The organism is Nonomuraea sp. H19 (genome assembly GCF_052068215.1).
Taxonomy (GTDB): Bacteria; Actinomycetota; Actinomycetes; order Streptosporangiales; family Streptosporangiaceae; genus Nonomuraea.
This window is the reverse complement of sequence record NZ_JBQHCV010000032.1, coordinates 21,896-45,123: the sequence shown is the minus strand read 5'-3', so window position 1 is coordinate 45,123 and position 23,228 is coordinate 21,896. Positions and strand designations below refer to the sequence as shown.

General features: G+C 69.2%; 25 protein-coding genes. 15 read left to right on the top strand and 10 right to left on the bottom strand.

Features of this window, described 5'->3' with window-relative positions:
- Positions 1–28: 28 nt before the first annotated feature.
- The 8 genes from ACTMTI_RS46945 to ACTMTI_RS46910 all read left to right on the top strand — a co-directional run bounded on the left by ACTMTI_RS46945 (position 29) and on the right by ACTMTI_RS46910 (position 6,003).
- Entirely contained in the window at positions 29–241 is a 213-nt protein-coding gene (locus ACTMTI_RS46945; protein ID WP_441127421.1) for a transposase, read from the top strand.
- Positions 242–686: 445 nt separating this feature from the next.
- Entirely contained in the window at positions 687–2,279 is a 1,593-nt protein-coding gene (locus tag ACTMTI_RS46940) for a sensor histidine kinase (RefSeq protein ID WP_441127356.1), read from the top strand.
- Between the two features lie 24 nt (positions 2,280–2,303).
- Positions 2,304–2,732 carry a roadblock/LC7 domain-containing protein gene (locus ACTMTI_RS46935; RefSeq protein ID WP_441127355.1) on the top strand — a complete coding sequence of 143 codons (429 nt, stop codon included), beginning with the start codon at positions 2,304–2,306 and terminating at the stop codon, positions 2,730–2,732.
- Entirely contained in the window at positions 2,729–3,085 is a 357-nt protein-coding gene (locus ACTMTI_RS46930) for a DUF742 domain-containing protein (protein WP_441127354.1), read from the top strand. The genes ACTMTI_RS46935 and ACTMTI_RS46930 overlap by 4 nt, the downstream gene beginning before the upstream one ends.
- The gene (locus ACTMTI_RS46925) at positions 3,066–3,668 is read left to right on the top strand and encodes a GTP-binding protein (protein WP_441127353.1); all 603 of its coding nucleotides are present in this window, start codon (positions 3,066–3,068) and stop codon (positions 3,666–3,668) included. Before ACTMTI_RS46930 ends, ACTMTI_RS46925 begins: the two co-directional genes overlap by 20 nt.
- A 5-nt stretch (positions 3,669–3,673) precedes the next feature.
- The gene (locus ACTMTI_RS46920) at positions 3,674–4,927 is read left to right on the top strand and encodes a cytochrome P450 (protein ID WP_441127420.1); all 1,254 of its coding nucleotides are present in this window, start codon (positions 3,674–3,676) and stop codon (positions 4,925–4,927) included.
- Positions 4,928–5,027: 100 nt separating this feature from the next.
- Positions 5,028–5,369 (top strand): hypothetical protein, encoded by a 342-nt coding sequence (locus ACTMTI_RS46915; RefSeq protein ID WP_441127352.1) that lies wholly within the window; start codon positions 5,028–5,030, stop codon positions 5,367–5,369.
- An 88-nt stretch (positions 5,370–5,457) separates the two neighbouring features.
- Positions 5,458–6,003 carry a hypothetical protein gene (locus tag ACTMTI_RS46910; protein WP_441127351.1) on the top strand — a complete coding sequence of 182 codons (546 nt, stop codon included), beginning with the start codon at positions 5,458–5,460 and terminating at the stop codon, positions 6,001–6,003.
- A gap of 19 nt (positions 6,004–6,022) precedes the next feature.
- Here ACTMTI_RS46910 and ACTMTI_RS46905 read toward each other — a convergent pair whose 3' ends face one another.
- Positions 6,023–6,427 carry a hypothetical protein gene (locus tag ACTMTI_RS46905; protein WP_441127350.1) on the bottom strand — a complete coding sequence of 135 codons (405 nt, stop codon included), beginning with the start codon at positions 6,425–6,427 and terminating at the stop codon, positions 6,023–6,025.
- 199 nt (positions 6,428–6,626) lie between these two features.
- The gene (locus ACTMTI_RS46900; RefSeq protein ID WP_441127349.1) at positions 6,627–8,015 is read right to left on the bottom strand and encodes an MFS transporter; all 1,389 of its coding nucleotides are present in this window, start codon (positions 8,013–8,015) and stop codon (positions 6,627–6,629) included.
- An 80-nt stretch (positions 8,016–8,095) separates the two neighbouring features.
- On the opposite strand from ACTMTI_RS46900, the gene ACTMTI_RS46895 reads away from it, so the two are divergent.
- Positions 8,096–8,956: a helix-turn-helix domain-containing protein gene (locus ACTMTI_RS46895; RefSeq protein WP_441127348.1), complete on the top strand. Its 861-nt coding sequence runs from the start codon at positions 8,096–8,098 to the stop codon at positions 8,954–8,956.
- Positions 8,957–9,070: 114 nt separating this feature from the next.
- Here ACTMTI_RS46895 and ACTMTI_RS46890 read toward each other — a convergent pair whose 3' ends face one another.
- Complete coding sequence (locus ACTMTI_RS46890; RefSeq protein ID WP_441127347.1) at positions 9,071–10,078, bottom strand: AraC family transcriptional regulator ligand-binding domain-containing protein; 1,008 nt, start codon at positions 10,076–10,078, stop codon at positions 9,071–9,073.
- A gap of 15 nt (positions 10,079–10,093) precedes the next feature.
- Between ACTMTI_RS46890 and ACTMTI_RS46885 the strand changes: the two genes are divergently transcribed.
- Positions 10,094–10,876 (top strand): polysaccharide deacetylase family protein, encoded by a 783-nt coding sequence (locus ACTMTI_RS46885; RefSeq protein ID WP_441127346.1) that lies wholly within the window; start codon positions 10,094–10,096, stop codon positions 10,874–10,876.
- 718 nt (positions 10,877–11,594) lie between these two features.
- Here ACTMTI_RS46885 and ACTMTI_RS46880 read toward each other — a convergent pair.
- On the bottom strand, positions 11,595–12,026 hold the full coding sequence (locus ACTMTI_RS46880) for an urea carboxylase-associated family protein (protein ID WP_441127345.1): 432 nt from the start codon (positions 12,024–12,026) through the stop codon (positions 11,595–11,597).
- A gap of 45 nt (positions 12,027–12,071) precedes the next feature.
- Here ACTMTI_RS46880 and ACTMTI_RS46875 point away from each other — a divergent pair, with 45 nt between their 5' ends.
- Positions 12,072–12,326 (top strand): hypothetical protein, encoded by a 255-nt coding sequence (locus ACTMTI_RS46875; RefSeq protein WP_441127344.1) that lies wholly within the window; start codon positions 12,072–12,074, stop codon positions 12,324–12,326.
- Between the two features lie 237 nt (positions 12,327–12,563).
- Here the strand turns inward: ACTMTI_RS46875 and ACTMTI_RS46870 are convergent, their stop codons facing one another.
- The 4 genes from ACTMTI_RS46870 to ACTMTI_RS46855 form a co-directional block, all read right to left on the bottom strand.
- Positions 12,564–13,727 carry an NAD(P)/FAD-dependent oxidoreductase gene (locus ACTMTI_RS46870; RefSeq protein WP_441127343.1) on the bottom strand — a complete coding sequence of 388 codons (1,164 nt, stop codon included), beginning with the start codon at positions 13,725–13,727 and terminating at the stop codon, positions 12,564–12,566.
- Positions 13,724–13,924 (bottom strand): ferredoxin, encoded by a 201-nt coding sequence (locus ACTMTI_RS46865; protein ID WP_441127342.1) that lies wholly within the window; start codon positions 13,922–13,924, stop codon positions 13,724–13,726. The genes ACTMTI_RS46870 and ACTMTI_RS46865 overlap by 4 nt, the downstream gene beginning before the upstream one ends.
- A 64-nt stretch (positions 13,925–13,988) precedes the next feature.
- Positions 13,989–14,159, bottom strand: coding sequence for a hypothetical protein (locus tag ACTMTI_RS46860; RefSeq protein WP_441127341.1), 171 nt, complete (start codon positions 14,157–14,159; stop codon positions 13,989–13,991).
- Between the two features lie 98 nt (positions 14,160–14,257).
- Positions 14,258–14,914, bottom strand: a complete 657-nt coding sequence (locus ACTMTI_RS46855) for a DUF2306 domain-containing protein (protein ID WP_441127340.1) — start codon at positions 14,912–14,914, stop codon at positions 14,258–14,260.
- Between the two features lie 233 nt (positions 14,915–15,147).
- On the opposite strand from ACTMTI_RS46855, the gene ACTMTI_RS46850 reads away from it, so the two are divergent.
- The gene (locus ACTMTI_RS46850) at positions 15,148–17,847 is read left to right on the top strand and encodes an AAA family ATPase (protein ID WP_441127339.1); all 2,700 of its coding nucleotides are present in this window, start codon (positions 15,148–15,150) and stop codon (positions 17,845–17,847) included.
- A gap of 566 nt (positions 17,848–18,413) precedes the next feature.
- Here the strand turns inward: ACTMTI_RS46850 and ACTMTI_RS46845 are convergent.
- Positions 18,414–19,067, bottom strand: a complete 654-nt coding sequence (locus ACTMTI_RS46845; protein ID WP_441127338.1) for a hypothetical protein — start codon at positions 19,065–19,067, stop codon at positions 18,414–18,416.
- Positions 19,068–19,121: 54 nt separating this feature from the next.
- Here ACTMTI_RS46845 and ACTMTI_RS46840 point away from each other — a divergent pair, with 54 nt between their 5' ends.
- Entirely contained in the window at positions 19,122–19,838 is a 717-nt protein-coding gene (locus ACTMTI_RS46840) for a MerR family transcriptional regulator (RefSeq protein ID WP_441127337.1), read from the top strand.
- Positions 19,839–20,061: 223 nt separating this feature from the next.
- On the opposite strand, the gene ACTMTI_RS46835 is transcribed toward ACTMTI_RS46840, so the two are convergent.
- Positions 20,062–20,610 carry a GbsR/MarR family transcriptional regulator gene (locus tag ACTMTI_RS46835; RefSeq protein WP_441127336.1) on the bottom strand — a complete coding sequence of 183 codons (549 nt, stop codon included), beginning with the start codon at positions 20,608–20,610 and terminating at the stop codon, positions 20,062–20,064.
- Between the two features lie 89 nt (positions 20,611–20,699).
- Between ACTMTI_RS46835 and ACTMTI_RS46830 the strand changes: the two genes are divergently transcribed.
- Positions 20,700–21,629, top strand: coding sequence for an ABC transporter ATP-binding protein (locus ACTMTI_RS46830; protein ID WP_441127335.1), 930 nt, complete (start codon positions 20,700–20,702; stop codon positions 21,627–21,629).
- On the top strand, positions 21,626–23,218 hold the full coding sequence (locus tag ACTMTI_RS46825; RefSeq protein WP_441127334.1) for an ABC transporter permease: 1,593 nt from the start codon (positions 21,626–21,628) through the stop codon (positions 23,216–23,218). The genes ACTMTI_RS46830 and ACTMTI_RS46825 overlap by 4 nt, the downstream gene beginning before the upstream one ends.
- The last annotated feature ends 10 nt before the right edge of the window (positions 23,219–23,228 follow it).

Sequence of the window (23,228 nt, the reverse complement as noted above, 5' to 3'; positions counted from 1 at the left end):
GTCACCGCGAGGGGAACCGGACCCCGATATCCGGCGAGGCCGCCGTGTGGCCTACAACCTGCACGCACCTTTGGTGTTCACACCCAAATACCGGCGGAAGATGTTCTCCGACGAGATCCTGCGCCGCTGTTATCTGTGGGGCGGTCATTTCTGGTCGCCGTCCTACCTTGCCGCATCCTGCGGGGGAGCGCCCCTGTCGATCATCAAGGAGTACATCGAGTACCAGAAGCGTCCGGAGTGACCTCCGGACACGAGCTCAGGTTAGGGAAGCGATTCCTCCCGGGCGTAACCGCCCCGGGTTCCTGGTCGGAAATAACGCCCAGGACGCGGACGGCTGCGTGTCGGATGTGCTTCATGCGTAACCTCCGTAGCGCGACTGACGTCATTGACCACGATCGATCACCGGCCGCATGATCTCCGCATGAAAACCGCATGCCCGGCCACCTGAGTCCGAGGCGCCGCGAAGGCATGGGGGCACCCGTCAGCCCCGCCCGATGTCGTTCTGTTACTCCTGAAACCGGTGGTTCTGCGATTGTTGTCTGTTCTTGTAGGGAGACGTGGTGCTACGGTGATTTTCCCGTCGCGCTCCGTCGCGAAGCGACAGCGGACAGCCGCATGCCGCCCGGGGAAGCAGCTAGTTTCGACGCGGCCACCACGCTTCGCCGCCACCGTCCCGAGGACCGCAGATGTCAGCAGAAGCACCGCAACGCAGGCTCTCACCCAAGGAACTGGCGGTTCTGGCCTTCCTCGGCACGACGATCGTCATGGTTTGCGTGTGGCTGTGGGCGGTGTGGGCCTCCCCGGCCGGGACCAGAGGGCCGATGGCGCTGGCCGGCGGCGGCTCGGCCCTCCTGCTGGCCTGCGCCGCCGCCGCGATCGTCCACCTCGTGGCCGCCGGCCGCGTGCTGCGCGAGCGGGCCGCGCGGTCCGACGGCGCGCTGGCCCGCCTGGAGCGGGAGGTGCTGCGGGCGGCCGAGGAATCGCTGCCCGCGCTGGCCCGCCGGTTCCGCGCGGGCGTCCCGGCGGCGAACGCGCTGGCCGGCCTGCCGCAGCCCGTGGACGCCCCGCTGCGGCGCCTGCTCGCGACGGCCGCACATGAGTTCGGCGCGCTCGAACGCGACCGCGCCGCGGCCCAGGCGGCCCACGCCGCAGCCGAGGCCGCTCACGCGGCGGCCATGGACCAGATCTCCCGCCTGACCGCCGAGACCCTGCCCGAGCTGGTCAAACGCATCCAGAACGACCGGATGCCCGCCGAGGCCGCGCTGGACGGAATGCGCGTACCCGAGCCCGGCCCGCTCCATGATCTGCTGACCGAGGCGGCCCGCCACCTCGGCGACAGCGAACGCAAGGCGGCCGCGGTCGTGGCTGCCTGCGCCGGCGCCGCGGCCCGCGTACAGGCTCAGGCCACCAGCCTGCTCGCCCGCCTGCGCGAGCTGGAGGAGCAGTACGGAGACCAGGAGGAGATCTTCGCCGACCTGCTCGACCTCGACCACAGCGTGTCCCAGATGGGCCGCCTGGCCGACAACGTCGCCCTGCTGAGCGGCGGCCGTTCGGGACGGCGGTGGACCCGTCCGATCGTGATGGAGAGCATCCTGCGTGGCGCGATGGGCCGCATCGGCGCCTATCGCCGCATCCGCCCGCACTCCTCCAGCACCTCCGCCGTGGTCGGGTACGCGGCCGAGGGCGTGATGCACGCGCTGGCCGAGCTGATGGACAACGCCGCCACGTTCTCGGCGCAGGGCACGGAGGTCCACGTGTACGTGGACGAGGAGGACGCCGGCATCGTGATCACCATCGAGGACAGCGGCCTGGGCATGCGACCGCGCGAACGCCGCCACGCCGCCAGGCTCGTGACCGAGCCCCTCGACCTGCGTACTCTGTCCGGCACCCGGCTGGGCCTGGCGGTGGTGGGCCGCCTGGTCGACAAGTACGGCTTCACCGTCAGCTTCCGGCCGTCCGCCCGCGGCGGCACCGGCGTCGTGGTGCTGATCCCGCGCCAACTGATCACCCAGCCCAGGGCCGCCGCCGAGCCGCCCGCCGAGCCGCCCGCCGAGCCGCCCGCCGTGCCCGCGCCGGCCACGCCCGCTCCGGAGGAGGAGAGCGGGGACCTGCTGCCCAGGCGGCGACGCGGGCAGACGCTGGCGGAGTCGATGACCGCGCAGCGCGCGCCGGCGCCCAGGCCGGCGCGGAGCGGGCAGGACGCGGCCGCCAGGCTCGCCGCCTTCCGCCAGGCCGGCGGCCGCGGGCGCACTTCCGCCCCGGCACCGGGCGACTCGTGACCACGTAGAGAGATTGGCGTTTCGATGAGCACGACCGACACCACGCAGACCCTTGACTGGCTCCTGGAGAACCTCAGGGAGAAGACCCCGGGAATCCGGCATGTACTGGTGCTGACCAGGGACGGCTTGAAGATGTGCTTCACCGGCGGGCTGGAGCGCGACGCAGCCGACCAGCTCGCGGCGCTCTCTGCCGGGATCCAGAGCCTGTCGCTGAGCGCCTCCGCCGAGTTCGGCGACGGCGCGGTGGCGGGGGCGGGACAGGCGATGGTGGAGTTCGCCGGCGGGATGCTGCTCATCATCCCCGCCGGGGCCGGCGCCCACCTGGCCGTCCTCGCCGACGAGGACGGCGACGTGGGGCTGATCGGGCACAACATGAACGAGTTGGTCGAGCAGATCGGGACGTACCTCACCGCGGCGCCGCGACAGGCGGCGGGAAGCGGCGATCGTCCATGACACGACGATCCGTCGACCGCGAGGATCCCGACCGGCTCTACACGGTCACCGGGGGCCGCACTCGCGCCGATGAGACCGCCTTCGACCCGGTCTCCCTCATCGTCAGCGAATGCGACCCCACGCCCGGCATGCAGTCCGAGCACGTCAAGATTCTGCAGCTGACCCGGCAGCCGATGGCGGTGGTCGAGATCTCCGCGGAGCTGCGGTTGCCGGTCAGCGTGGTGAAGATCCTGCTGCGCGACCTGCTGGACACCAACCGCATCACCGTACGCCATCCGTCGGCCATCTCCCGTGCCGGCCGTCCCGACGCCGAGACCCTTAAGCAGGTGCTCCTTGCACTCCACGAGCTCTGACCGGCTCGCGACCCGGACTCCGCTCCGCGAGACGATCACAGACGCCCTGAAGATCGTGATCGTCGGCGGGTTCGGCGTGGGCAAGACGACCATGGTGGGCTCGGTGAGCGAGATCCGCCCGCTGAGCACCGAGGAGGTCATGACCCAGGCCGGCGTGGGCATCGACGACGCCAGCCGGGTACGCACCAAGCGCACCACCACCGTGGCCTTCGATTTCGGCCGCATCACGCTGGACGCCAGCCGGGTGCTGTACCTGTTCGGGGCTCCCGGCCAGCAGCGGTTCTGGTTCGTCTGGGACCAGTTGTTCGCCGGCAGCCTCGGCGCGGTCGTGCTCGTGGACACCCGCCGCATGGAGGACTCCTGGTACTCCATCGACCGGCTGGAACACCACCGGATGCCGTTCGTCGTCGCGGTCAACCGCTTCTCCGGCGGGCCTTCGCTGGAGGCCGTACGCGACGCGCTGGCGCTGTCGCCCGAGGTCCCGCTGGTCGACTGCGACGCGCGGGAGCGCAGCTCGGGCAAGCAGGTGCTGATCACGCTCGTGGAACATCTCGCCCACCTGTACGAGGAGAGCACGCCGTGACGCCGATGGAGGAGCTGTTGGAGGGTTACCCGGAGCACGCCGACGCCGTGCTCCTGCCCGAGGCCCCCATCCACGACGACCCCGCCGCGTTCCACAACGAGCTGCGCCGCAAGTACGGGCCCGTCATCCCGATCCTGCTCGAAGCCGGCATCCCCGCCTGGCTCGTGGCCGGCTATCGCGAACTGCGTTACGTCACCAGCCAGCCGCAGCTGTTCGGCCGCGACCCCAGGCGCTGGAACATGCTCGACCGGCTCCCCGCCGACTGGCCGGCCAGGCTGTACGTCACCTGGCAGCCGAACCTGATGTACTCGGAGGGTGAGGAGCGCCAGCGCCGCGGCGGCGCCGTCAGCGACGCCCTCGACTCCGTCGACCGCACGGAGCTGACCCGGATCTGCGAACACGTCGCCGACCTGGTGATCGACCGGTTCTCCGGCGAAGGCGAAGCCGACCTCGTCTCCCAGTACGCCCAGCGCATCCCGGCCGAGGTCGTCACCCGCCTGTTCGGCATGCCGGAGGTGGACCTGCCGGACCTCATCAAGGGCATTCACGACCTCCTGGACGGCGGCAAGGAGGCGGCCCCCGCGTTCCCCCGGGTATACGCCCACATGGAACGTCTCGTGGCCGTCAAGCGCGCCCGTCCCGGCCACGACATCACCTCGCGCCTGCTGGCGCACGCCGCCCGGCTCACCGACGAGGAGACCGTCTACGACCTGATCGTGATGGTGGGCGCCTCCCACGCGGCCAGCGCCAACTGGATCGGCAACACGTTGCGGCTGATGCTGGTGGACGACCACTTCTCGATGACCCTGCAGGGCGGCCGCAGCAGCGTCGGGGAAGCGCTCAACGAGGTGCTGTGGAAGGACACGCCCACCATGAGCATGCCCTCGCGCTTCGCCGTACGCGACTGCGAACTGGCCGGCCGCCGCATCCGCCGCGGCGACCTCGTCGTGCTCGGCTTCGCCGCCGCCAACACCGACCCTCAGGTCCAGCCCGCCGCGCATCCGGGGGGATCGGGCGCCAACCGTGCGCACATGTCCTTCAGCCACGGCGAGTACGGCTGCCCCTTCCCCGCCCCCGAACTAGGGGAGATCATCTCCAAGACAGCCGTCGAGGTGCTCCTCGACCGGCTGCCGGATGTTCATCTGGCGGTGTCGCCGGAGTCGCTCCGCTGGCGCCCTTCGCTGTGGGCTCGCAGCTTGGAGTCCCTCCCGGTCCTCTTCAGCCCCACCGCCCCGATGGGGAATATGGGCTGGTCCTGAGCGCCACCGCCGCGGATCGCGGTGATCAGAAGGAGCAGAACCCGTGCCATCCGATCTTCCTGGCCCTAAACTCGTGTCCCAGCTTTCGAGTGGAGCTCTTGTGAACGAACCGAGCACCGACCCGCGGGACACGCGGATCTATGACAGGCCGGCGATCAGGAACTTGGGCGATGCGATCGTCCACGACCGCGACGCGGCGTCTCCGGTGTCACACCTGGAAGAAGCCGGCGCCTTTCCCCCGAATATGCGGATCGGCTGGGCGGCGCTCGGGGTGGCGGGATTTCAGCTGGCCATGAAGCACGACGAGATAGTCGGCGACGCCGAGGCGACGCTGACGGGGACGATCGAGTCGCTCCACGGCTACCGTGAAAAGCTGCACGCCGTGTCCGCGAACGTGGACGGCGTGGAAAAGGAGAGCGTAGAGCATGTCAGACGGATTTAGGATTCCCACTCCGGCCGACGCTCTCGATCCGTACGAGCCCGGCGGCGGCGGCGACCTCAGGTGGATGCAGTGGGCGACACTCGGCGAGTTGGCGTTCACCGCGACTCTGCTGCCTTCGACCTGGGGGACGGTCCTCAAATACGCGCTGTGGGTTCCCGCGGATCCGCTTCTGCTTCACAGGGCCGCTGACGGCTGGAGCGCGGTCGCCGGCAACGTCCAGGCCTCCGGCCAGGTCCTGGGCGAGCAGCACAACAGCATGTCACCCGCCTCATGGCAGGCGCCGGTCCGGCAGGCCTACGGCGAGAAGGTGGCCGCCTTCGGAACGGGCTCGCAGGAAGCCGCCGATTCGGCCGGCACCCTCTCCTGGCTTCTGCGAGTGATCGCCAATCTCATGACCGCGAGCCTGTATCTCAGTTTCACCATCGCGACATGGCTGGCGTCGATGGCGCTCACGGCGACCCTGGGTGGACCGTCCAGACTCTTCGCCGAATTGCAGGCGCGTTCGGTGGCCGCCTGGCTCGATCGGCGACTCCTCATGCTGCGGAAGCTCGTCGTCGACCAGGCACTGCAGCTGCTCCTCAGCGCCGGGATAGCCTGGGTGGCCGGCAAGACGCTGACCGACGGCTTGAAGTGACGGCCGCCTCCCGCGGGGGTCAGTAACCGAGCTTCCTGCGCAGGCGGTCCATCTCGCCCATCGCGTCCTCCATCATCCGGTCGTAGGCCTGCTGGGCCTCTTCGATCCGCGCCGTCGCGGCTTGCGGCTCCCGGCTCGGCGCGACCTCGCCGAACGCGTCCGTCATGACGACCTCAAGCTGGCGCTTGAGGTCCGCGTCCGCCGCGTGAATGGCTTGGAGGATCGCTGCGGACATCTCCTCGACGCTCATGCGCTTCGCCCGGGGGTCGATGACGAGCCGCCTGATGCCGGCCATGGTGCACTCGACGACGATCTGCTCGCCGGCCGTCGCGGCGCGGCCGACCAGTTCCCCGGCTCGCTGCTGCGCCCCCTCGAAACGGGCCGCCCGCTGCTGAGCATCCCGCAGGAACGCTTCGAGATCCATGTTCGCGAAATCACCGAAGCCGTGAACCACTGGTCTTCCTCAGCTTCCTGTCGTCCTGCAGGGATGTCGCGCTTTTCCTAGATCGTCATAGGCTAACGGCTGGACGCTCCCAACAGGGCCGATCCGGAGGAGTTAGCGGCCGCTGCGCGCGACGATGCCGGAGCACTCGAGACTTACGAGATTGTGCGGATGAGGCGTTTCATTGTGAAACCCGCATCCGGGCTTCGCGGGGAAGCGTTAGTGCGGCCAGCACCCCGACCATGGCGATCGCGGCGGCGGCGAAGACCGCGGATCTCAGCCCGTCGGCGGTGACGATGCGCAGTGCCTCCCCGGTCAGTCCGTTGGTGTCGCGGCCGGCCACCCCCACCAGGATGGCCAGACCCGCACTGCTCCCCGCCTGCAGGACGGTGGAGGAAAGTCCGGAGACCGCGCCCTGCTCGTGCGGGACCACGCCGGTCGAGGCGAGGATGAACATCGTGTTGAACGCCAGGCCCGCGCCCAGCCCGAAGCCGACGACTCCGGCGAGCAGCCCGAAATAGGATTCGTCGGCGGAAAGACTGAACGCCAGCACCGCCGTGCCCACGGCACCCACGAGCACGCTGAGGGACAGCGTGCCGCGCAGCCCGAGGCGTGGGATCAGCCGCTCGCTGGCCAGGTTGCCCACCGTGATCGCCAGGGTGGGCCCAAGGAAGGCCAGGCCCGACTGCATGGCGTCGTAGCCGAGCACGTCCTGGAAGTGGATCGTGAGGAAGTACGGCACACACTGCAAGGTCAGGCCGTAGACGAGGATGGCCCCGGCCGCGGCGCTCGTGTGCCGGTTGGCCAGCAGGCGCAGCGGCATCAGGGGGTTGCGGCTGCGCGCCTCGATCGCGACGAACCCGACGAGCAGCGCCGACGCGGCGGCAAGGGACGCGAGGACGCCAGGAGAGGTCCACCCCCACTCGGCGCCATGCGCGATGGCGAACACGAGACCCGTGACGCCCGCGGTGCCGATGAGCGCGCCAGGCACGTCGAACCCGCCTGCCCGCCGGGCGCCGTCCGGGGTCAGTACGGCGAACGCCGCGGCGGCGCCGGCCACGGCCAGCGGCACGTTCACGAAGAAGACCGCCTCCCAGCCGAACCCGCCGGTCAACACGCCGCCGAGCAGCGCGCCGAGGCTGAGCCCGCTGGCGCCGCACACCGCCCACACGGTCATCGCCCGGTTGCGCGCCGCACCCTCCTCGAACATGGTGACCACCAGCGACAAGGTCGCCGGCATCAGCACCGCGCCGCCGAGCCCTTGCAGCGCCCGCGCGCAGATCAAGAGTCCTGGATCGGTGGCCAGCCCGCCGAGCAGCGAGGCGACGCCGTACAGCAGCATGCCGAGAACGAACATCCGCCGTCTTCCGATCAGGTCGCACAGCCGGCCGCCGAGCAGCAGGAAGCCGCCGAAAGGCACTGAATAGGCGCTGACCACCCACTGCAGCGTGAGGGGGGAGAATCCCACGTCACGCGCGATCTGCGGCAGCGCGACGTACACAATGGTGAAGTCCAGGGCCGTGATCATGCTGCCCATGCCCAGGAGGGCGAGAGGGATCAGGAGTCGCATGACGGACAGCCTGGCCGCGGCCCCGTACGCCAGCCAGCCCCGCGTTCTGACTACTCAAACTTTGCCTAGGGTGGGTGGATGTGGATCGAGACGTTGAGCTGAGCGACTTCCTCAAGTCCCGCAGGGCGCGGCTGCGGCCGGAGGATGTCGGCGTGCCGTACAAGAGCAGCGGAACGCGGCGGGTGCGCGGGCTGCGCCGCGAGGAGCTGGCGCTGCTCGCCGGGGTGAGCGTCACCCACTACACCAGGCTGGAGCAGGGTCGCAGCCAGAACGTCTCGGCGGAGGTGCTGGACGCCATAGCCGACGTGCTGCGACTCACCGGGGACGAGCGGGCCTACCTGCACGCGCTGGCCCACCCGGCGCACCGATGCCAGGACTGCCCGGAAACCGCGGTGCGGCCGGGGCTGCAGCGGCTGCTGGACTCCCTGGTTCTCACCCCGGCCTTCGTCCTCGGGCGGCACGCCAACGTGGTCGCCTGGAACAGGCTGGCCGCCGCGGTCTTCGCCGACTTCGCCGCGCTCCCCGAAGAACGCAGGACCATCGCCCATCTGGTCTTCCTGGACGAGGAGATCAAACGCATGCACGGCGAGGGCTGGCCGCGACTCGCCCAGGAGCACGTGGCCCAGCTCCGAGTCCTGGCCGCGCGCTACCCCAAGAACCCACGGATCATGGAGCACGTCGACACGATCTGCAAGGGAAGCCCCGAGTTCCGCAGCCTGTGGAACGAGCACCACGTGGCCGTCGCGACGTACCGCGACTACGTCCTCGACCACCCGGTCGTGGGCGAGTTGCGGCTGTCCGCCGAGCTCGTCAGCCTGCCGGGCGACCCCGAGCTGCAGGGGATGGACCTGTTCGCCGCCGAGCCCGGTTCGGAGTCGGAGGACAAGCTGCGGCACCTGGCCGCCACCACCACGCGCGCACCCTCGGCACACCGAAGCTGAACGACCCGCCGGCGGCGGTACCGTAACCCGATCTTCGCGCTTCGGGGCTCATACCGAAACCTCTACCCCAGCCGGCGTCCAGTGCCTGTTCCAGTTCCCCGGCGAGCTGGTGGGCTAGGTTGGGCCGCTCGCGCGGATGACGGCCGGGCCGTGGCCGTACCAGCGGTGGATGGCGCGCCGCAGGGCCCGGGAGTCGGTGAAGCCGACCCGCGCCGCGATGGACTCCACGCTGAGTGAGGTTTCGCGCAGCAGGCGGTCCACCCGGCGCTGCCGAAGCTTCTCCAGCTCTTCCCGCCAACTAGTGCCTTCATCGCGCAAGCGTCGCTGGAGGGTGCGGGGGCTCATGGCTAACCGGCGAGCTACTTGGTCAAGGCCCGGTGGGCCATCGGCGACCGCGGACTCGAGGATGGCGTGGAACCGGTCGAGCCAGCCCAGCACCGGCCGGGAGGCCGCCGTGGACAGTCGCGCGTGGTCGTCCAGAATCGCGGCGAGCGCGGGGTCGGCGAGCGGCAGGGGAACGTCCGCGTCCGCCTCGGCGAACGTAATCGACGGATGGTCGGCCTCGAACTCGACGCTTCTGGTGTCGTACAACTCCACAAGGCGCTGGGATGAGGTAGGTGGGCGGTGCGGCAGCCGTACGCGCACCGGCGCCAGCCGCCGCCCGGCTCCCGAGCTCGCCACCTGGAGCAGCATGTGCGGCACCAGTTCCCCGATCCTCGGGTATTCCGGATGGTCTCGGTAGGGGCCCTGATAGGTGACCGTCACCCCGTCGTCGTCGCGCATGACGAGGAGCCGGTCTGCGGGGTCGGCGATGGCCGTGAAGTGGCGGCTGGAGACATCCAGCGCGTCGCCGAGGGTGCCGGAGACGGAAAACAGGTAGTCCCACACGCCCAGCGCACCCGGCCGCCACAGCTCCATGACCCGCTTGCTGCCGCCCGCCTGCCACGCCGGACCGGAGACCAGTTCCCAGACCCGCAGGCAGGTTGCGGTGGGGATGCGGATCCCGTCTTCATCCAGCACGGCGAGGCCGGGAACACCGACCAGGCGCGACCGATCCAGGCCCGCGTGAACCAGCAGGCGGGTCAGATGGGGCGAGACGGTGCCTTTCACCGTGTCTGCCACCGCGCCGTCTTCTACGTGGGCCTGAACGTTGAGCACTTCACGATCGACCGCCCCTCCACCAGCATCAACGAGGCGACCACCACGCTGGTGCCGGATCCGCTGAACTACGGCTGGCGCGACTACGGGCCGCGGGTGGCGATCTGGCGCGTGATGGAGATCCTCGACCGGTACGGGCTGCGGGCGAGCGTGTTGCTCAACGCCGACGTGTGCGAGCAGTACCCCCAGATCATCGAGGCGGGCAACGCCCGCGGCTGGGCGTGGCTCGCCCACGGCAAGAACAACTCCACGCTCCAGGCCGACGTCGGCGACGAGCGCGCCTACCTGACCGAGGTGGTCGAGACCATCCAGAAGGCCACCGGGCAGCGGCCGCGCGGCTGGCTGGGGCCGGCGCTCACCGAGACGTTCCAGACGCCGTCCCTGCTCGCCGAGCTCGGCCTGAGCTACGTGCTGGACTGGACCAACGACGACCAGCCGTACCGGCTGAACGTCCCGGGGATGCTGAGCGTGCCGTACTCGCTCGAACTCAACGATCTGGGCATCTTCACGATGCACGGCATGAGCGGCGGCGACTTCGTGCAGTTGGTCAAGGACCAGCTCGACCAGCTCTATGCCGAGTCCGCCGACAGCGGGCGCGTCATGGCGTTGGCGCTGCACCCGTTCGTCATCGGCCAGGCGTTCCGGGCGAAGTACCTCGGCCAGGCGCTCGAGTACATCGCCAACCACTCCGGCGTGTGGCTGACGACGAGCGACGAAATCGCCGAGCACTACGCGAGCACGGACACGAGCACAGACGCCTGACAACGCCTGGATGGGGCCCGGGAAGCGCGCAAGCCCACCGCCGTGCCCCGTCCGGGTATCCCCACCGCGGGCGGGCCCGACGTGTCCCCTACGCCGTTCCCGCCACCCACCGGGGCTGCCTCCGGCGTTCACCGACGTCGGCTCGGCCGAGGGCCTGCCCGTCGTCGCCGGTCAAGCCGAGGACGATCGACTGGCGCAGACGCCTCATCGGCTGATGTCAGCCCGACAGGGCAGCCGACTGCCATGAAGAATTCCAGGTAAGCGACCGGCTGATCGTAGATGTCCACGCCGTGCAGGTCATCGGGACAAGCAGGCCCAAGCGGATGTTGCCGCTCATGCCAGGCGCGTGAACGGGGGATCAGCACGCACCGGCGAGACGTTCTCGAAATTCGATCGGCTGCTGCTCGACCGGAGGGTCGAAACTCATCACACTCGGGGAGCGCACCCTAACGCAGAACACGGCCACGACGCCGCTGCCGCGTGGTGGCGGGCTGACGAGGAGGAGAAACATGCCAAGCCGCCACATCCATCTCGTCGGAAGCTACCCAGCAGCCGACACGCGTCAGGCCATGACGATCGCGGCAGGCGTGGCGGGCCCGTACCTAAAGGCACTGGCGGACGGGGAGGTCGGCGCCCGCCGCAACTGGATCACGCACATCGTCGACGGCCTCCGCGAGCATCCGGACGTCGAACTGCGGACGGGCGGAAACTGGTCCAGCTACGACGACCGCCCCGTCTTCATGGTGAAGCGCGGACACCGGCTCACCTCCGGCTTGTCCGCGCACGAGGCGTGGACGCCCTCCACTCCCAACGCGGCGTAACGGGCCGGGTCGCAGGCCGGGATCAGCATGTCGTGCCAGCCCGGAGACGTGTCGGAGACCAGGGTGAGGAGAGGACGGCGGCGGTCGGTGACGAACTGCTGCCCCACCGCGGGAAAGAGCCGGTTCGTGGAGCCGCGGGTGTGGGCGGCGCTCAGGTGCTCGGTCAGGGCTTCAGCGGAACCGCCGGACCCGGCGGATGCGGGGACGAAGGCGAAGACATCACCGACCTGGCCGCCCTCCAGATCGACGACGCTCACGCGCTGCCCGGCGGTCACCCGCACGGCACGGCCTTCGCGGGCGGGTACGACCGTGCGTCTTTCGGCGGTCATAGATCTCATGGCACCCAGGAAACCATCGCGGGCCCCACTCGGCCTATGGATGATAACCCAGCGAACAGCGCATCTACTGAACCTATCTCCAATAGTCCAGCCGCCTACGAGAGCGTCAGCGGCCCGGCCACCGCCACCGTCCGCCTGCTGAGCCTGGACCCCTTCGACGCCACCGCCATCCTGGCCCACCTCGCCGACATCGACCGGGCGCGGTGGTCAGGAGGCGAACAGGCGCGTCGGGCGGGCGGTGTGCTGTCCGGCGGTGATGTCGAGCCGATCGGCCGCCATGGGTGGAACTGATGGCACGACGCCGACGCAAACCCTGGTGGTCTGCTCAACGTGCCATCACGACATCCACAACGGACGCGGCACAGCCATCCCCGGAAGTGATCACTGGAGAGCCGCGTGCGGTTAACGCCGCCCGCACGGTTCGGGAGGGGGCCGGCGGAAAAGGACCCGAGCCACGTGCACCTCGCCGGCGGCCTACCTCACTCTCAACATCCACCTGGCCGGTCATGACTTTCCGCCTAGGACTACCTAAGCCCTGAGCAGTTCCTGCCGATGCAGGCGGGCTTGCTTGGGCATGTTCCAGCCGAGTACGCCGGTGACCTTGCCGTCGCGGCGGTAGGCGGCGACGAAGCGGCGGTCGGCCACCTGGCCGTCCACGATGGACACCTCGGCGTCCGGGGACAGCACCCCGTGTCCCTGGATCTTGGCGTCGAACTGGTCAGTCCAGAAGTACGGCACCGGGGTGTAGGGATGATCGTCGCCGAGGATGTTGCCAGCGACGGCGATCGCCTGTTCGGTGGCGTTGGTGCGGTTTTCCAGCCGTAGCGACGCGCCGAGCGTCTCATGGTGCCAGCGGGCCACGTCACCGGCCCCGTAGATGCCCTCCGCCGCGCGGCAGCGGGAGTCGCACACCAGCCCGTCGTCCACCTTCAGTCCGCTGTTCTCCAGCCACTCCGTCGCCGGTGCGGCACCGAACGCCACCACGACTACGTCGGCGGGCAGCACCGCGCCGGTCTCCAGGCACACCCCGGTCACCCGCCCGTGCCGCTCGACCAACCCCGTGACCGCGGCCCCGAGCCGCAGGTCGACCCCGCGCTCGGCATGCAGATCGGCGAGCAGCCCTGCGGCCAGCGGACCGAACTGATAGGCCAGCGGCGCCGGCTGCGGGCCGGCCATCGTGACCGGCACCCCCATGCCGCACACGGTGGCGGCGATCTCCGCGCCGAGCACGCCGTCCCCCACGACCACCGCCCGCGAGCTGGACAGCAGGTCCGACCGCAGCGCCAGCGCGTCGTCGAGCGTGCGCAACACGTGGACACCGGCCAGACCGGCCTGCCCGGGAAACGTGCGGGGCCGCAGCCCAGTGGCCACGACGACGGCGTCCGCGACCAGGACGCGCCCGGACACCGTGTGGACAGCGCGTGCCGAGACGTCCAGACCGCCCGCCGGATCACTGAGAACGAACTGCGCATCCAACGCCGACAGCACGGCTGCGGACCGCAGCCGGGCCCGCTCGGGCTCCCAGATGCCAGAAAGGACCTGCTTCGACAACGGCGGCCGATCGTAGGGCAGGTGGGGCTCGGCGCTCAGCACGGTCACGCGACCCAGGTAACCCTTGCGGCGCAAGGCCTCCACCGTGGCCAGACCGGCGGCGGAGGCGCCGACCACCAGCACGTGGTCCGGCGCAATCACGTATCCTCGCTGGTCGAGATCGCCGCGCCCGGACACACGCTGACCGCCTCGTGGACGATCGGGTGGAGTTCCTCGGGTGGTCGCTCATCCAGCAGGATCACGATCCCGTCGTCGTCGCGCTGATCGAACACCTCCGGCGCTATGAGCACGCACGTGCCGGCGCTGCAGCACTTGCCCTGCTCCACAATGACTTTCATGAGGTTTCCCTTCTGTTCGGGTGGGCCATGACGGGCGCCGACCACAGCCCGATGAGCGCGTCGATCACAGCTGCTCCGGCCTCACGCCTGTTGGACCGGACAGTGGCGGTGCCCCTCCGCGAGGGGCGCGTTCGCGCTCGGCCACCATTCGCACCAGCGGTTGGCGGGCCATGTCGGTGTGTTCGGTACGCACCTCGTCCGGCAGGTCGGGAAGGCAGCGATACAGCTCGTCCACGACCCGTACCATCGACGGTGACCACAACAACGTTGAACCGACCAGGAGCAGCCTGACCAATGCGGCAACCATAAGGCGGCCGGGCCAGGTTCCTATACCTAGGCGGGTGGCGGTAGGATCCGTGCGCGCCGCTTGGCCGCACCACGTCGTTGCAGCCACCATTCCGCGATGATCAGGTTGACCACGATACTCAGCCAGATGCTCGGACCGGCCGCAGCCTGGATCATCGCTTGCTGGTCGCCGCCAAAGGTGGTGTCCAGCTGCGGTATGAGCGGAAGGACGCACAATACCGCCCACAGCCGGTTCAGCACGATCGCCCAGATCAGAGCGAAGCTGCGGATCATCCACGCCTGGTGGTCGGCGAACCGGCGCTGCCGCGCCATCCGGTATCCGGCAATGGTGCTGAACAGCCACAAAAACGCCCAGAAGGTGTTGCCCACTTGGGCGCCGAAGCCGTTGTGGCTCAGCGGCGCGATGATCAGGGCAGGCACGCCCACTAGTGGGACCCCACCCAGGACGTACGCCCGCCCACTCCACCGGTGTACGGCGGGATAACGCTGGCGCATCCAGGTCGACACTTGTACGCATGAGGCCAGCAGCGCCACTGTACCGAAGAAGATGTGGGTCACCATCAGCGGATAATGCGGCGCGAAGTCGTCCCGGATCGGGAACCTGGACTGGCTCGGGTCGAGCGTCAGGTACGGCGGCAGCGAGAAGGCGAGAAAGGCGAAGCTGACCAGCGCCAGCGCCCCCAATGAGAACAGCTGCCTCCGGCTTCTGGACCTGCTTTCCGGGCGCTGACGTGTTCCGCGGGATCGGCCGGGTATGGGCCCCGGCTCCTGGGTCGTCATGGACACGGTGACTTCCTTCGTCCCCTCGTCGGTGGGTATCGATCAAGTTCGGCCGTGCCAGCATCAGGCATGTCGCAGCGGGTGCGCTTGAGTCAAACCGACTGCAATCGTGATGTCTGATCCGTAATGTCATCGCCGTGTACGGACGCCGAGCGGAACAGTGCGCCATCGCCGGCCTTCTCGCGGAAGCGCACGCCGGTAACGGCGGGGCACTGGTATTACGTGGCGAGGCGGGCATCGGCAAGAGCACCTTGCTGCGCCACGCGGCCGATCTTGCCGCTCACCCCCGGGGCATGCGGGTGTTGCGCTGCGCAGGTGTGGAATCCGAGATCGAGCAGGCATTCAGCGGGCTGCACCAACTGTTGCGGCCGTTGCTCGACCGCCTGGACGCGTTACCGGCAGCTCAGGCAGAGGCCCTGCGTGGAGCGCTGGGCATCACCGATTCCTCGGCCTCCGATTTCGTGGTTTCCGCAGCGGTGATCGCACTGCTGGCCGAGGCGGCCACGCGGCAACCCGTGCTGGTCGTGGTCGACGACCTGCAGTGGCTGGACCGGGCCTCGGCGTCAGCCCTGTTGTTCGCCGCGCGACGGCTGGGCACCGAGCCGATCGCGACGCTGTTCGCGGTCAGGAACCCTGAACCGACCGCGGTGGACACCACCGACCTTCCTGAACTCCAGCTGGGAGGGCTTCCCACGCAGGACGCGGCGCGGCTGTTGGCCGAGCGTGGCTGGGTGTTGCCCAGTCACCTGCTCGAGTCGGTCCTCAGGGCCACCGGCGGAAACCCCCTGGCCCTGGCCGAACTCGCCGACCTAGCCGAGCGGGACCATCTCATCGAGGATCTCGCGATGTCCGGGACCGTGCCGGTCAGCGCCCGTGTGCGCAGGGCATTCCTCCGCCAGGTGCACGCCCTCCCCACCGACTGCCGTGATCTGCTTCTGGTCGCGGCAGCCGAGGAGATCGGGCACGCCGACACGGTGCTGGGTGCCGCGGCCAGGCTGGATCTGCGCGCGGACGGCCTCGAGGCCGCGAATCGGTCAGGGCTGATCGAACTCGCCGACGGCGGGCTCCGATTCCGGCACCCATTGATCCGCTCCGCCGTCTACGCCGACGCCTCATTCGAATCACGCAGTGCCGCACACCGGGCCATCGCCGCGCAGTTGGACGCCGATGGCGAAACCGACCGCGCCACCTGGCATCGCGCGGTGGTCGCGACAGTGCCCGACGAAGAACTGGCCAGTGCGCTGGAACGCAGTGCCGACGCGGTTCGACGCCGCGGTGGCGAAGCGGCCACGGCCTCGGTGCTGCAGCGGGCCGCACGGCTGAGCACCACGTCCGACGGCCGACGTCGTCGCATCGTCACCGCGGCCTTCGCCGCCCTGGACTCCGGCCAGCTCGGCCTGGCGCGGACCTTGGTCGAGGAGGTCATGGCCGAATCTGTTCCTGCGGTGACCTTGGCACAGATGAACGGGACCATCGAGCTGTACGACGGCGACCCGGCCGTGGCCTACTTCTATCTCATGCGTTGCGCGGAGCTGATGGCGCTGACTGACCCGGAGGAAGCCGCCTGGACTCTCACGCTGGCCTCGAACGCGGCCTTTCATGCCGGTGACCTCGACGCGTCGGCGCTGGCCACCACGCGTATCGCCGAGCTGGATTGCGACCAGATGACGCATCGGGCCGCAAGAGGGCTAGCGGAAGGCACACTCACCGGGTCGGCTTTGTGGGAGCTGCCCAGTGCGCTAGAGCGGAGCCAACCAGGGGGAGGCGGGCGCCCGTGGATGTGGGCGGCGGCGATCGGTTGGCTTGGGCCGGACCCGCACGAGGCTTGCCGGCTCGCCGAAGTAGCCGGGCAGCGGCTGCGCGCCCTGGGGTCATCGGCTTCACTGACCGAGTTGCTGTTCTACCAAGCCGACCTTGAGTTTCGGCTGGGCCGCTGGTCTGAGGGGATCGCACATGCCGAGGAGGGCCTGCGGTTCACCCACGAAACGGGGCAGCGCGGGTTGCGGGCCAACCTCCTCGCGATCCTCGCCCGATTCGCCGCCGTACGCGGCGATGGCGCGGAGTGCCGCAAGTATGCGGAACGGGCACTGGCCATCGCGGTTCCGCTGCGGCAGCGTGTCGCGTCCGCGATGGCGACCGCGGCGCTGGGGTTGCTGGCCATGGCCGAGGGCAATCCGCAGGAGGCTTGCGCGAGGCTGGCCGAGGTGGACACCCCCGGCTCCCGGTACGGGCATCAATACATCGCCTTGAGTACAGTCGCGGACCTGGTCGAGGCCGCGGTGCGCAGCGACCAGCCGCATCTGGCCACCGCGGCAGTCGAGCGTTTTGTTGCATTGGCCGAGCAACGCACGGCGTGGGTGCGCGCGCGCCTGCATCTCTGCCGTGCGCTGTTGGCAGAGGACGAAGCGGCCGAACATCACTACCGGCTCGCGCTGGTTCCCGACGACGTCGCGGACCGGCCGTTCAACCAGGCGAGAGCGGCGTTGCTCTACGGTCAATGGCTGCGCCGTAACCGTCGCAGAGCCGATGCCCGCACCCAACTGCGGATCGCCGTCGCGCTGTTCGACAGTCTCGGTGCTGTGCCATGGGCACAGCGTGCTCGGACGGAACTGCGGGCAACGGGCGGCGCGGCACACGAAGAAGGTTCCGATGCCGCGGCGCTGCTCACCCCACAGAAGCTGGAAGTGGCCCAACTCGCGGCCAATGGGCTAAGCAACCGCGAGATCGGGGAACGGCTGTCGCTCAGCCCGAGAACGGTCGGTTCCCACCTGTACCGATTGTTTCCCAAGCTCGGAATTTCGGCGCGATCCCAATTGCGTGACGTCGATCTCGGTTGACATCTCGCGGTTCGCGTCTCGGACCACGCGCGAGCCCGGCCACTCCAACTCCGCGGCGTCGGAGAGCGCCTCGACCAGCTCTAGAGTGAAGGCACGCAGTTCGGCCGGGGAAAGGTGGCGTACCCAGGGGAAGACCTCCGGCATGGCTATGACCAACGCACCCGCGGTGGGATCGTGCTTGATCAAGGCGAGGAACAGCCGGGACGCCGTGGCCAACGTTCGTTCGCGATCTTCTGCACGATCCGCCGCGGTCAGATAGAAATCCGGGGCATCGCGATGAGTGACGCGCACTCGCCCTGGGCGCGCCGCGCGTTCGGCGACGGCTCGAGGGTTTCTTGACAAGTCGGAGAAGGTGACGGCGTCGGCATGGCTCGCGCACACATCCCGAGCGTAAGTCAGAACACGTTCTGAGATACGTGGTTGGACGGATCGATGTTGACCGGCAGCAGGCCTTTCTCCGCACTGTAGATCAACCTGTCCGCCTGCCAAATGGGAAATCGGCCATGCGGATGTGATCGGTCAGCATGCCAAGACGCTCGATCACCTGGCCCAGCCGTACCACCTGGTCACCTACCGCGTAGATATCGCCAGCCCAATACGCCGTACCACAAGATGATCGGCAAGTGGAGGGCGTACCCGAGCTGCTCCATCACCGCCGACGGCCCCTTGACGCCGGTCGTCCACGGAAGCGCGACCGCGACCAGACCGAGGAGCGCGACGATCGCACCGGTACGGCGAAGCCCCGCGGGCATCGGGACACCGGCCGCAGCGGCGGCGGTGGCCGCGACCCACAGCAGCCCCGCCAGGTTCACCATCCACTTGGCAGTGAGGAGTACCGCCCCGGCCACGGTGGCGGCCGCAGGGACGGCGGTCAGCTGGGTCAGCGCCAGGTTGCCGGCGTCATGGAGCATGCCTGCCAGCCCGGCGGCCGCCAGCAACCCGCCGGCGAGCACCACCAGATACGGCTTGGGCGCCTCGGCCGAGCCACCGGCCACGAGCAGCCCTGCAGCGGTCAGCGCCAGCCAGCCCAGCACGTCGAGGGCCAGCTCGGCCAGGTGCAGCCCGACGTGCTCGCCCACCGCGGCCAGTGCGGCGTCGGGATCGGACGGATTCAGGGTAAGCCCCGATGGCACCACGATGGCCGCACCGGCGATCATGGCAACCAGCGAGCTCAGCAGCAGTACACCGGCAAGCCGGGTCCGAGGGTTCGAGTCGGTCATGAACGGTGACGGTAGGACTCTGACGCAGGGACAAGGTCAACACGAGGGGTCGAGATGTGGCGGATCGGACAACTGGCGCGCATGGCCGGCGTCTCGGAACGCACACTGCGCCACTACGACAAAATCGGACTGCTGTTCCCCGCCGCGGTAGACCGTGCCACCGGCTATCGCTGGTACGGCGTGGCCGAGTTGTCCCGGCTCGAACGCATCCGTGCATTGCAGCGCCTCGGCCTGCCGCTACGTCAGATCGCGGACCTGCTGGACGCGCCCGAGGCGCAGCTGCGGCAGGCCGTGGCCGAGACCCTGACGAGCATCCGGCGTGACATCACCGCCCTGGCCGCGACTGCGGCTCACGCGGAGGACCACCTCGCGACGCCGATGTCGATTCTGCCGCAGCAGACCACGGTGGGTCCGCGCCGCCTGCGCGTACGCCATCTACGTCTCGATCATCCGGCCAATCTGGCCACCGTCTGCCCGGCACCGCCCGCGACCCTGCTGACCTGGCTGCGCGGGCATCCGACGGGTGGGTTCGCCGCGGCGGTGACCACGGAGCGCGGCGGCAAGCAGCTCATCCTGCCCGCCCGCGCCGTCGTACGTGCCGTCGTCCCGGCCGCCGGCGTGATTCAGGCCGGGCAGGACCTGTTCGGCTGGCTGGACCGCCACCACATGGACGTCGCCGGTCCCACCGTGGAAGAGCACCTCCTAGACGCCGACGGCGCACAGGCCACCGTCCTGGAAATCTCCGTACGTCCACACCCGCACAAGACCTAGGCGGCGCAAACCATCAGCCGCCGGACGCCGGCTTCAGACTTCGACCACCGCGTCGATGGCGTACTTGTGACCATGCAGGCGGGGTACTGCTGGTGGCAGCAATTCACGTCAAGCAATACGTCAGGCGAGCGTCTGTTCGGCTCCTCGCTGACAGCCATCACGTCAGGTGCTGCATCCGTCGGCGGACACGTTGGATGCGCGCTGCGGTGGCCGCCAGGCGCCATCACAGGGCCCCTCGATCCGGGCCGGCCGGCTGCTCTGCGGGCTGAGCGTTCAACTCGTTCCACTTGTGCAGAAGCAGGGGGACCTCGCTGCGGAGGAACGCGAAGAAGCGCCGGGTCTCGTCCATCCGGGCCCCCGCGGGCGTGTCCGTGCCCAATACGTCGGCCCCGTCGCGTGCGCCCTCCTCGAAGCGACGGAACACCTCGTCACTCGATGCTGCCGCTTTGTACCACGCCGTCTGGTCGACGCGGTAATGATCACGACGCTCTCCGGGGTCCCGCTCACGGGTCACCATCCCGACCCGCATCAGATACTTCACCGCACCCGAGACGGCCGACGGGCCGACCTGCAGCAGGTCGGCGAGTTCGGCGGCGGTACGCCGGCCGTCGTCGGCGATGAGGAGCGCCGAGAGCACGCGCGCGGCCATGCGCGGATAGCCCGAGTCGGACATGACCACGGCGAAGCGTTCGAGGAACCGCAGCGCATCGGCCGTGGGCACGTTGTCGATTCTCTCGATCATGCCGCTCTCGCTGTCGATTCTCTCGGTCATGCACACCTCTGCGCGTCGTCTCTGCAGGCCCCAGATTACAGACTATCGATACTTCACGAATTTCGTGAAGTTCATGTAGTGTGCGAAACATGTCAACCATGATCTCCGTGTCCGAGCTGGTCAAGACCTTCGGCCGGACACGGGCACTCGACGGTCTGGACCTCACGGTCCGGGCCGGTGAGGTGCACGGATTCCTCGGTCCGAACGGGGCCGGCAAGTCCACTGCCATCCGGGTCCTGCTCGGCCTGCTACGTCAGGACTCCGGCACGGCTCGGCTGCTGGGCGGCGATCCGTGGCGAGACGCGACCACACTGCATCGCCGACTGGCGTACGTGCCCGGCGACGTGACACTGTGGCCGACGCTGTCCGGTGGCGAGGCGATCGACCTGCTCGGCCGGATGCGCGGCGGGCTCGACCCCCATCGCCGAGCCGAACTGCTGGAGCGCTTCGAGCTGGATCCACGCAAGAAGGGGCGGGCCTACTCCAAGGGCAACCGGCAGAAAGTGGCCCTGGTCGCGGCGCTGTCCTCGAATGCCGACCTGCTCATCCTGGACGAGCCCACCTCCGGGCTCGACCCGCTGATGGAGGTGGTCTTCCAGGAGAGCATCCAGGAAGAACGGCGCAAGGGACGCACAGTGCTGCTGTCCAGCCACATCCTCGCCGAGGTCGAGGCCCTGTGCGACCGGGTGAGCATCATCCGGCACGGCCGCACGGTGGAGACGGGCACACTCACCGAACTGCGTCACCTCACCCGCACCTCGATCACGGCCGAGCTCGCGGGCCCCGTCCCCCAGCTCGCCGGATCAGCCGGCGTGCACGACTTGTGGACGCAGGGCAATCGGCTGCGCTGCCAGGTCGATGGCAATGCGCTGGACGCGTTGTTGGGCGAGCTCGTGAAAGTCGGCGTGCGGAGCCTGGTCAGCCAGCCACCGACGCTGGAGGAGATGTTCCTGCGCCACTACGAAGACGACCTGTCCGGCGCGGGTGCGACCGGAAAGCACGCGGTGGCACAGCGATGAGCACTCTCACCGGCACCGGCGGACTGATCCGGCTCATCCTGCGACGCGACCGGGTGAGGTTACCGGTCTGGTTCGGGCTCGTGGCGATGCTCGTGATCGGCATCGCGAGCTCGGTGGCCAGCGCCTATCCCACTGAAGAGGCGCGGCAGGCGTTCCTCCACACGACCAACGGCGACCCGACACAGCTCATGATGATCGGCCCGATCTATGACTCGTCCGCCGGAGGGCTCGCCGCTTGGCGAGTACGCGGGCAGGCCGCCCTGCTGATCGCGCTGGCGAGCATGTTCCTGGTGATCCGCAGCACGCGTGGGGAGGAGGAAGCGGGCCGTAGCGAACTGCTGGGCTCGACCGTAGTCGGCAGGCACGCGGCACTGACGGCCGCGCTGATCGTGGCGTTCGCGGCCAACCTGGTCACCGCCCTTGTCGTGGCACTGGGGCTCATGGGCCAAGGGCTGCCTCCACGGGGTTCCCTGGTGATGGGGCTGTCCGTCGCCGCCGCCGGTTGGATCTTCGCCGCGCTCGCGGGCCTGGCTGCCCAGCTGACCGAAAGCTCGCGTACCGCCGGCGGCATCGCCGCCACGGCGATGGGCGTCCTGTACGCGGTGCGCGCGATCGCGGACGTCGAGAAGAGTTCCTGGGTGTCCTGGCTGTCGCCGTTCGGCTGGACCCAGCACATGCGCCCCTTCGCCGGTGACCACTACTGGCCGCTGCTGCCCGTCACCGGCCTGATCCTGCTGCTGGTGGCTGGCGCCTACCGGATATCCGCACGCCGGGACCTGGGGGCCGGAATCCTCCCGCCCCGGCTCGGTCCCGCCGACGCGGCGCCGGGCTTGCGCACTTCGCTTTCCCTGGCGTGGCGGCTGCAGAGGGGCACGCTGCTCGCCTGGGCCGTCGCGTTCACCGCGTTCGGCGCCGGCCTGGGAGGCGTGGCGCGGAGCGTCACCGAACAACTGAACGCGAGCGAGGCCCTCAGAGGCCTGATGGAGCGGATGGGTGGCGGTGGCCGTCCCGTCGACGGCTTCTTCGCCTTCGTCATCTACCTGATGAGCCAGGTCATCACGGTCTACGCGATTCAGGCGACCCTGCGGTTGCGGGCGGAAGAGACCTCCGGCCGTGCCGAGACCATCCTGGCCGGCCCGGTCGGCAGGCTGCGCTGGGCAGGCGGTCACCTGGCCATCGTCGTGGCGGGGCCGGGGATCGTGCTCGCTGGGCTTGGTCTCGGGATGGGTCTGGTCTACGGGCTGTCCACGGGAGATCCGGGCGGCGAGATTCCACGGCTGTTGGGTGCGAGCCTGACGCGGCTGCCTTCGGTCCTGGTGCTGGCCGCCATCTCGGCGCTGGTGTACGGCCTGATGCCACGGCTCGCCGCGATCGTCCCCTATACCGCGCTCGGCCTGTGCCTCGTGCTCGAGTTCGCGGTGGAACTACTGGGCGCCGACCCGTCAATCTTGAAGGCGTCGCCGTTCGCGCAGACCCCTGGGCTTCCGGTCGCCGAATTCACCATGACGCCGCTGGTCCTGCTGGCCGTCCTCGCCGCCGGGCTCACCGCTGCCGGTCTGGCCGGGCTCCACCGTCGTGACCTCGGATGACCCCCCGACG

Excerpts from the sequence above, each read along its gene's own strand:
- ACTMTI_RS46940 (WP_441127356.1), top strand. The coding sequence starts at position 687 with ATGTCAGCAGAAGCACCGCAACGCAGGCTCTCACCCAAGGAACTGGCG.
- ACTMTI_RS46935 (WP_441127355.1), top strand. The coding sequence starts at position 2,304 with ATGAGCACGACCGACACCACGCAGACCCTTGACTGGCTCCTGGAGAAC.
- ACTMTI_RS46930 (WP_441127354.1), top strand. The coding sequence starts at position 2,729 with ATGACACGACGATCCGTCGACCGCGAGGATCCCGACCGGCTCTACACG.
- ACTMTI_RS46920 (WP_441127420.1), top strand. The coding sequence starts at position 3,674 with ATGGAGGAGCTGTTGGAGGGTTACCCGGAGCACGCCGACGCCGTGCTC.
- ACTMTI_RS46905 (WP_441127350.1), bottom strand. The coding sequence starts at position 6,427 with ATGGATCTCGAAGCGTTCCTGCGGGATGCTCAGCAGCGGGCGGCCCGT.
- ACTMTI_RS46900 (WP_441127349.1), bottom strand. The coding sequence starts at position 8,015 with ATGCGACTCCTGATCCCTCTCGCCCTCCTGGGCATGGGCAGCATGATC.
- ACTMTI_RS46880 (WP_441127345.1), bottom strand. The coding sequence starts at position 12,026 with ATGACCGCCGAAAGACGCACGGTCGTACCCGCCCGCGAAGGCCGTGCC.
- ACTMTI_RS46875 (WP_441127344.1), top strand. The coding sequence starts at position 12,072 with ATGGATGATAACCCAGCGAACAGCGCATCTACTGAACCTATCTCCAAT.
- ACTMTI_RS46865 (WP_441127342.1), bottom strand. The coding sequence starts at position 13,924 with ATGAAAGTCATTGTGGAGCAGGGCAAGTGCTGCAGCGCCGGCACGTGC.
- ACTMTI_RS46845 (WP_441127338.1), bottom strand. The coding sequence starts at position 19,067 with ATGACCGACTCGAACCCTCGGACCCGGCTTGCCGGTGTACTGCTGCTG.
- ACTMTI_RS46840 (WP_441127337.1), top strand. The coding sequence starts at position 19,122 with ATGTGGCGGATCGGACAACTGGCGCGCATGGCCGGCGTCTCGGAACGC.
- ACTMTI_RS46835 (WP_441127336.1), bottom strand. The coding sequence starts at position 20,610 with ATGACCGAGAGAATCGACAGCGAGAGCGGCATGATCGAGAGAATCGAC.
- ACTMTI_RS46830 (WP_441127335.1), top strand. The coding sequence starts at position 20,700 with ATGTCAACCATGATCTCCGTGTCCGAGCTGGTCAAGACCTTCGGCCGG.
- ACTMTI_RS46825 (WP_441127334.1), top strand. The coding sequence starts at position 21,626 with ATGAGCACTCTCACCGGCACCGGCGGACTGATCCGGCTCATCCTGCGA.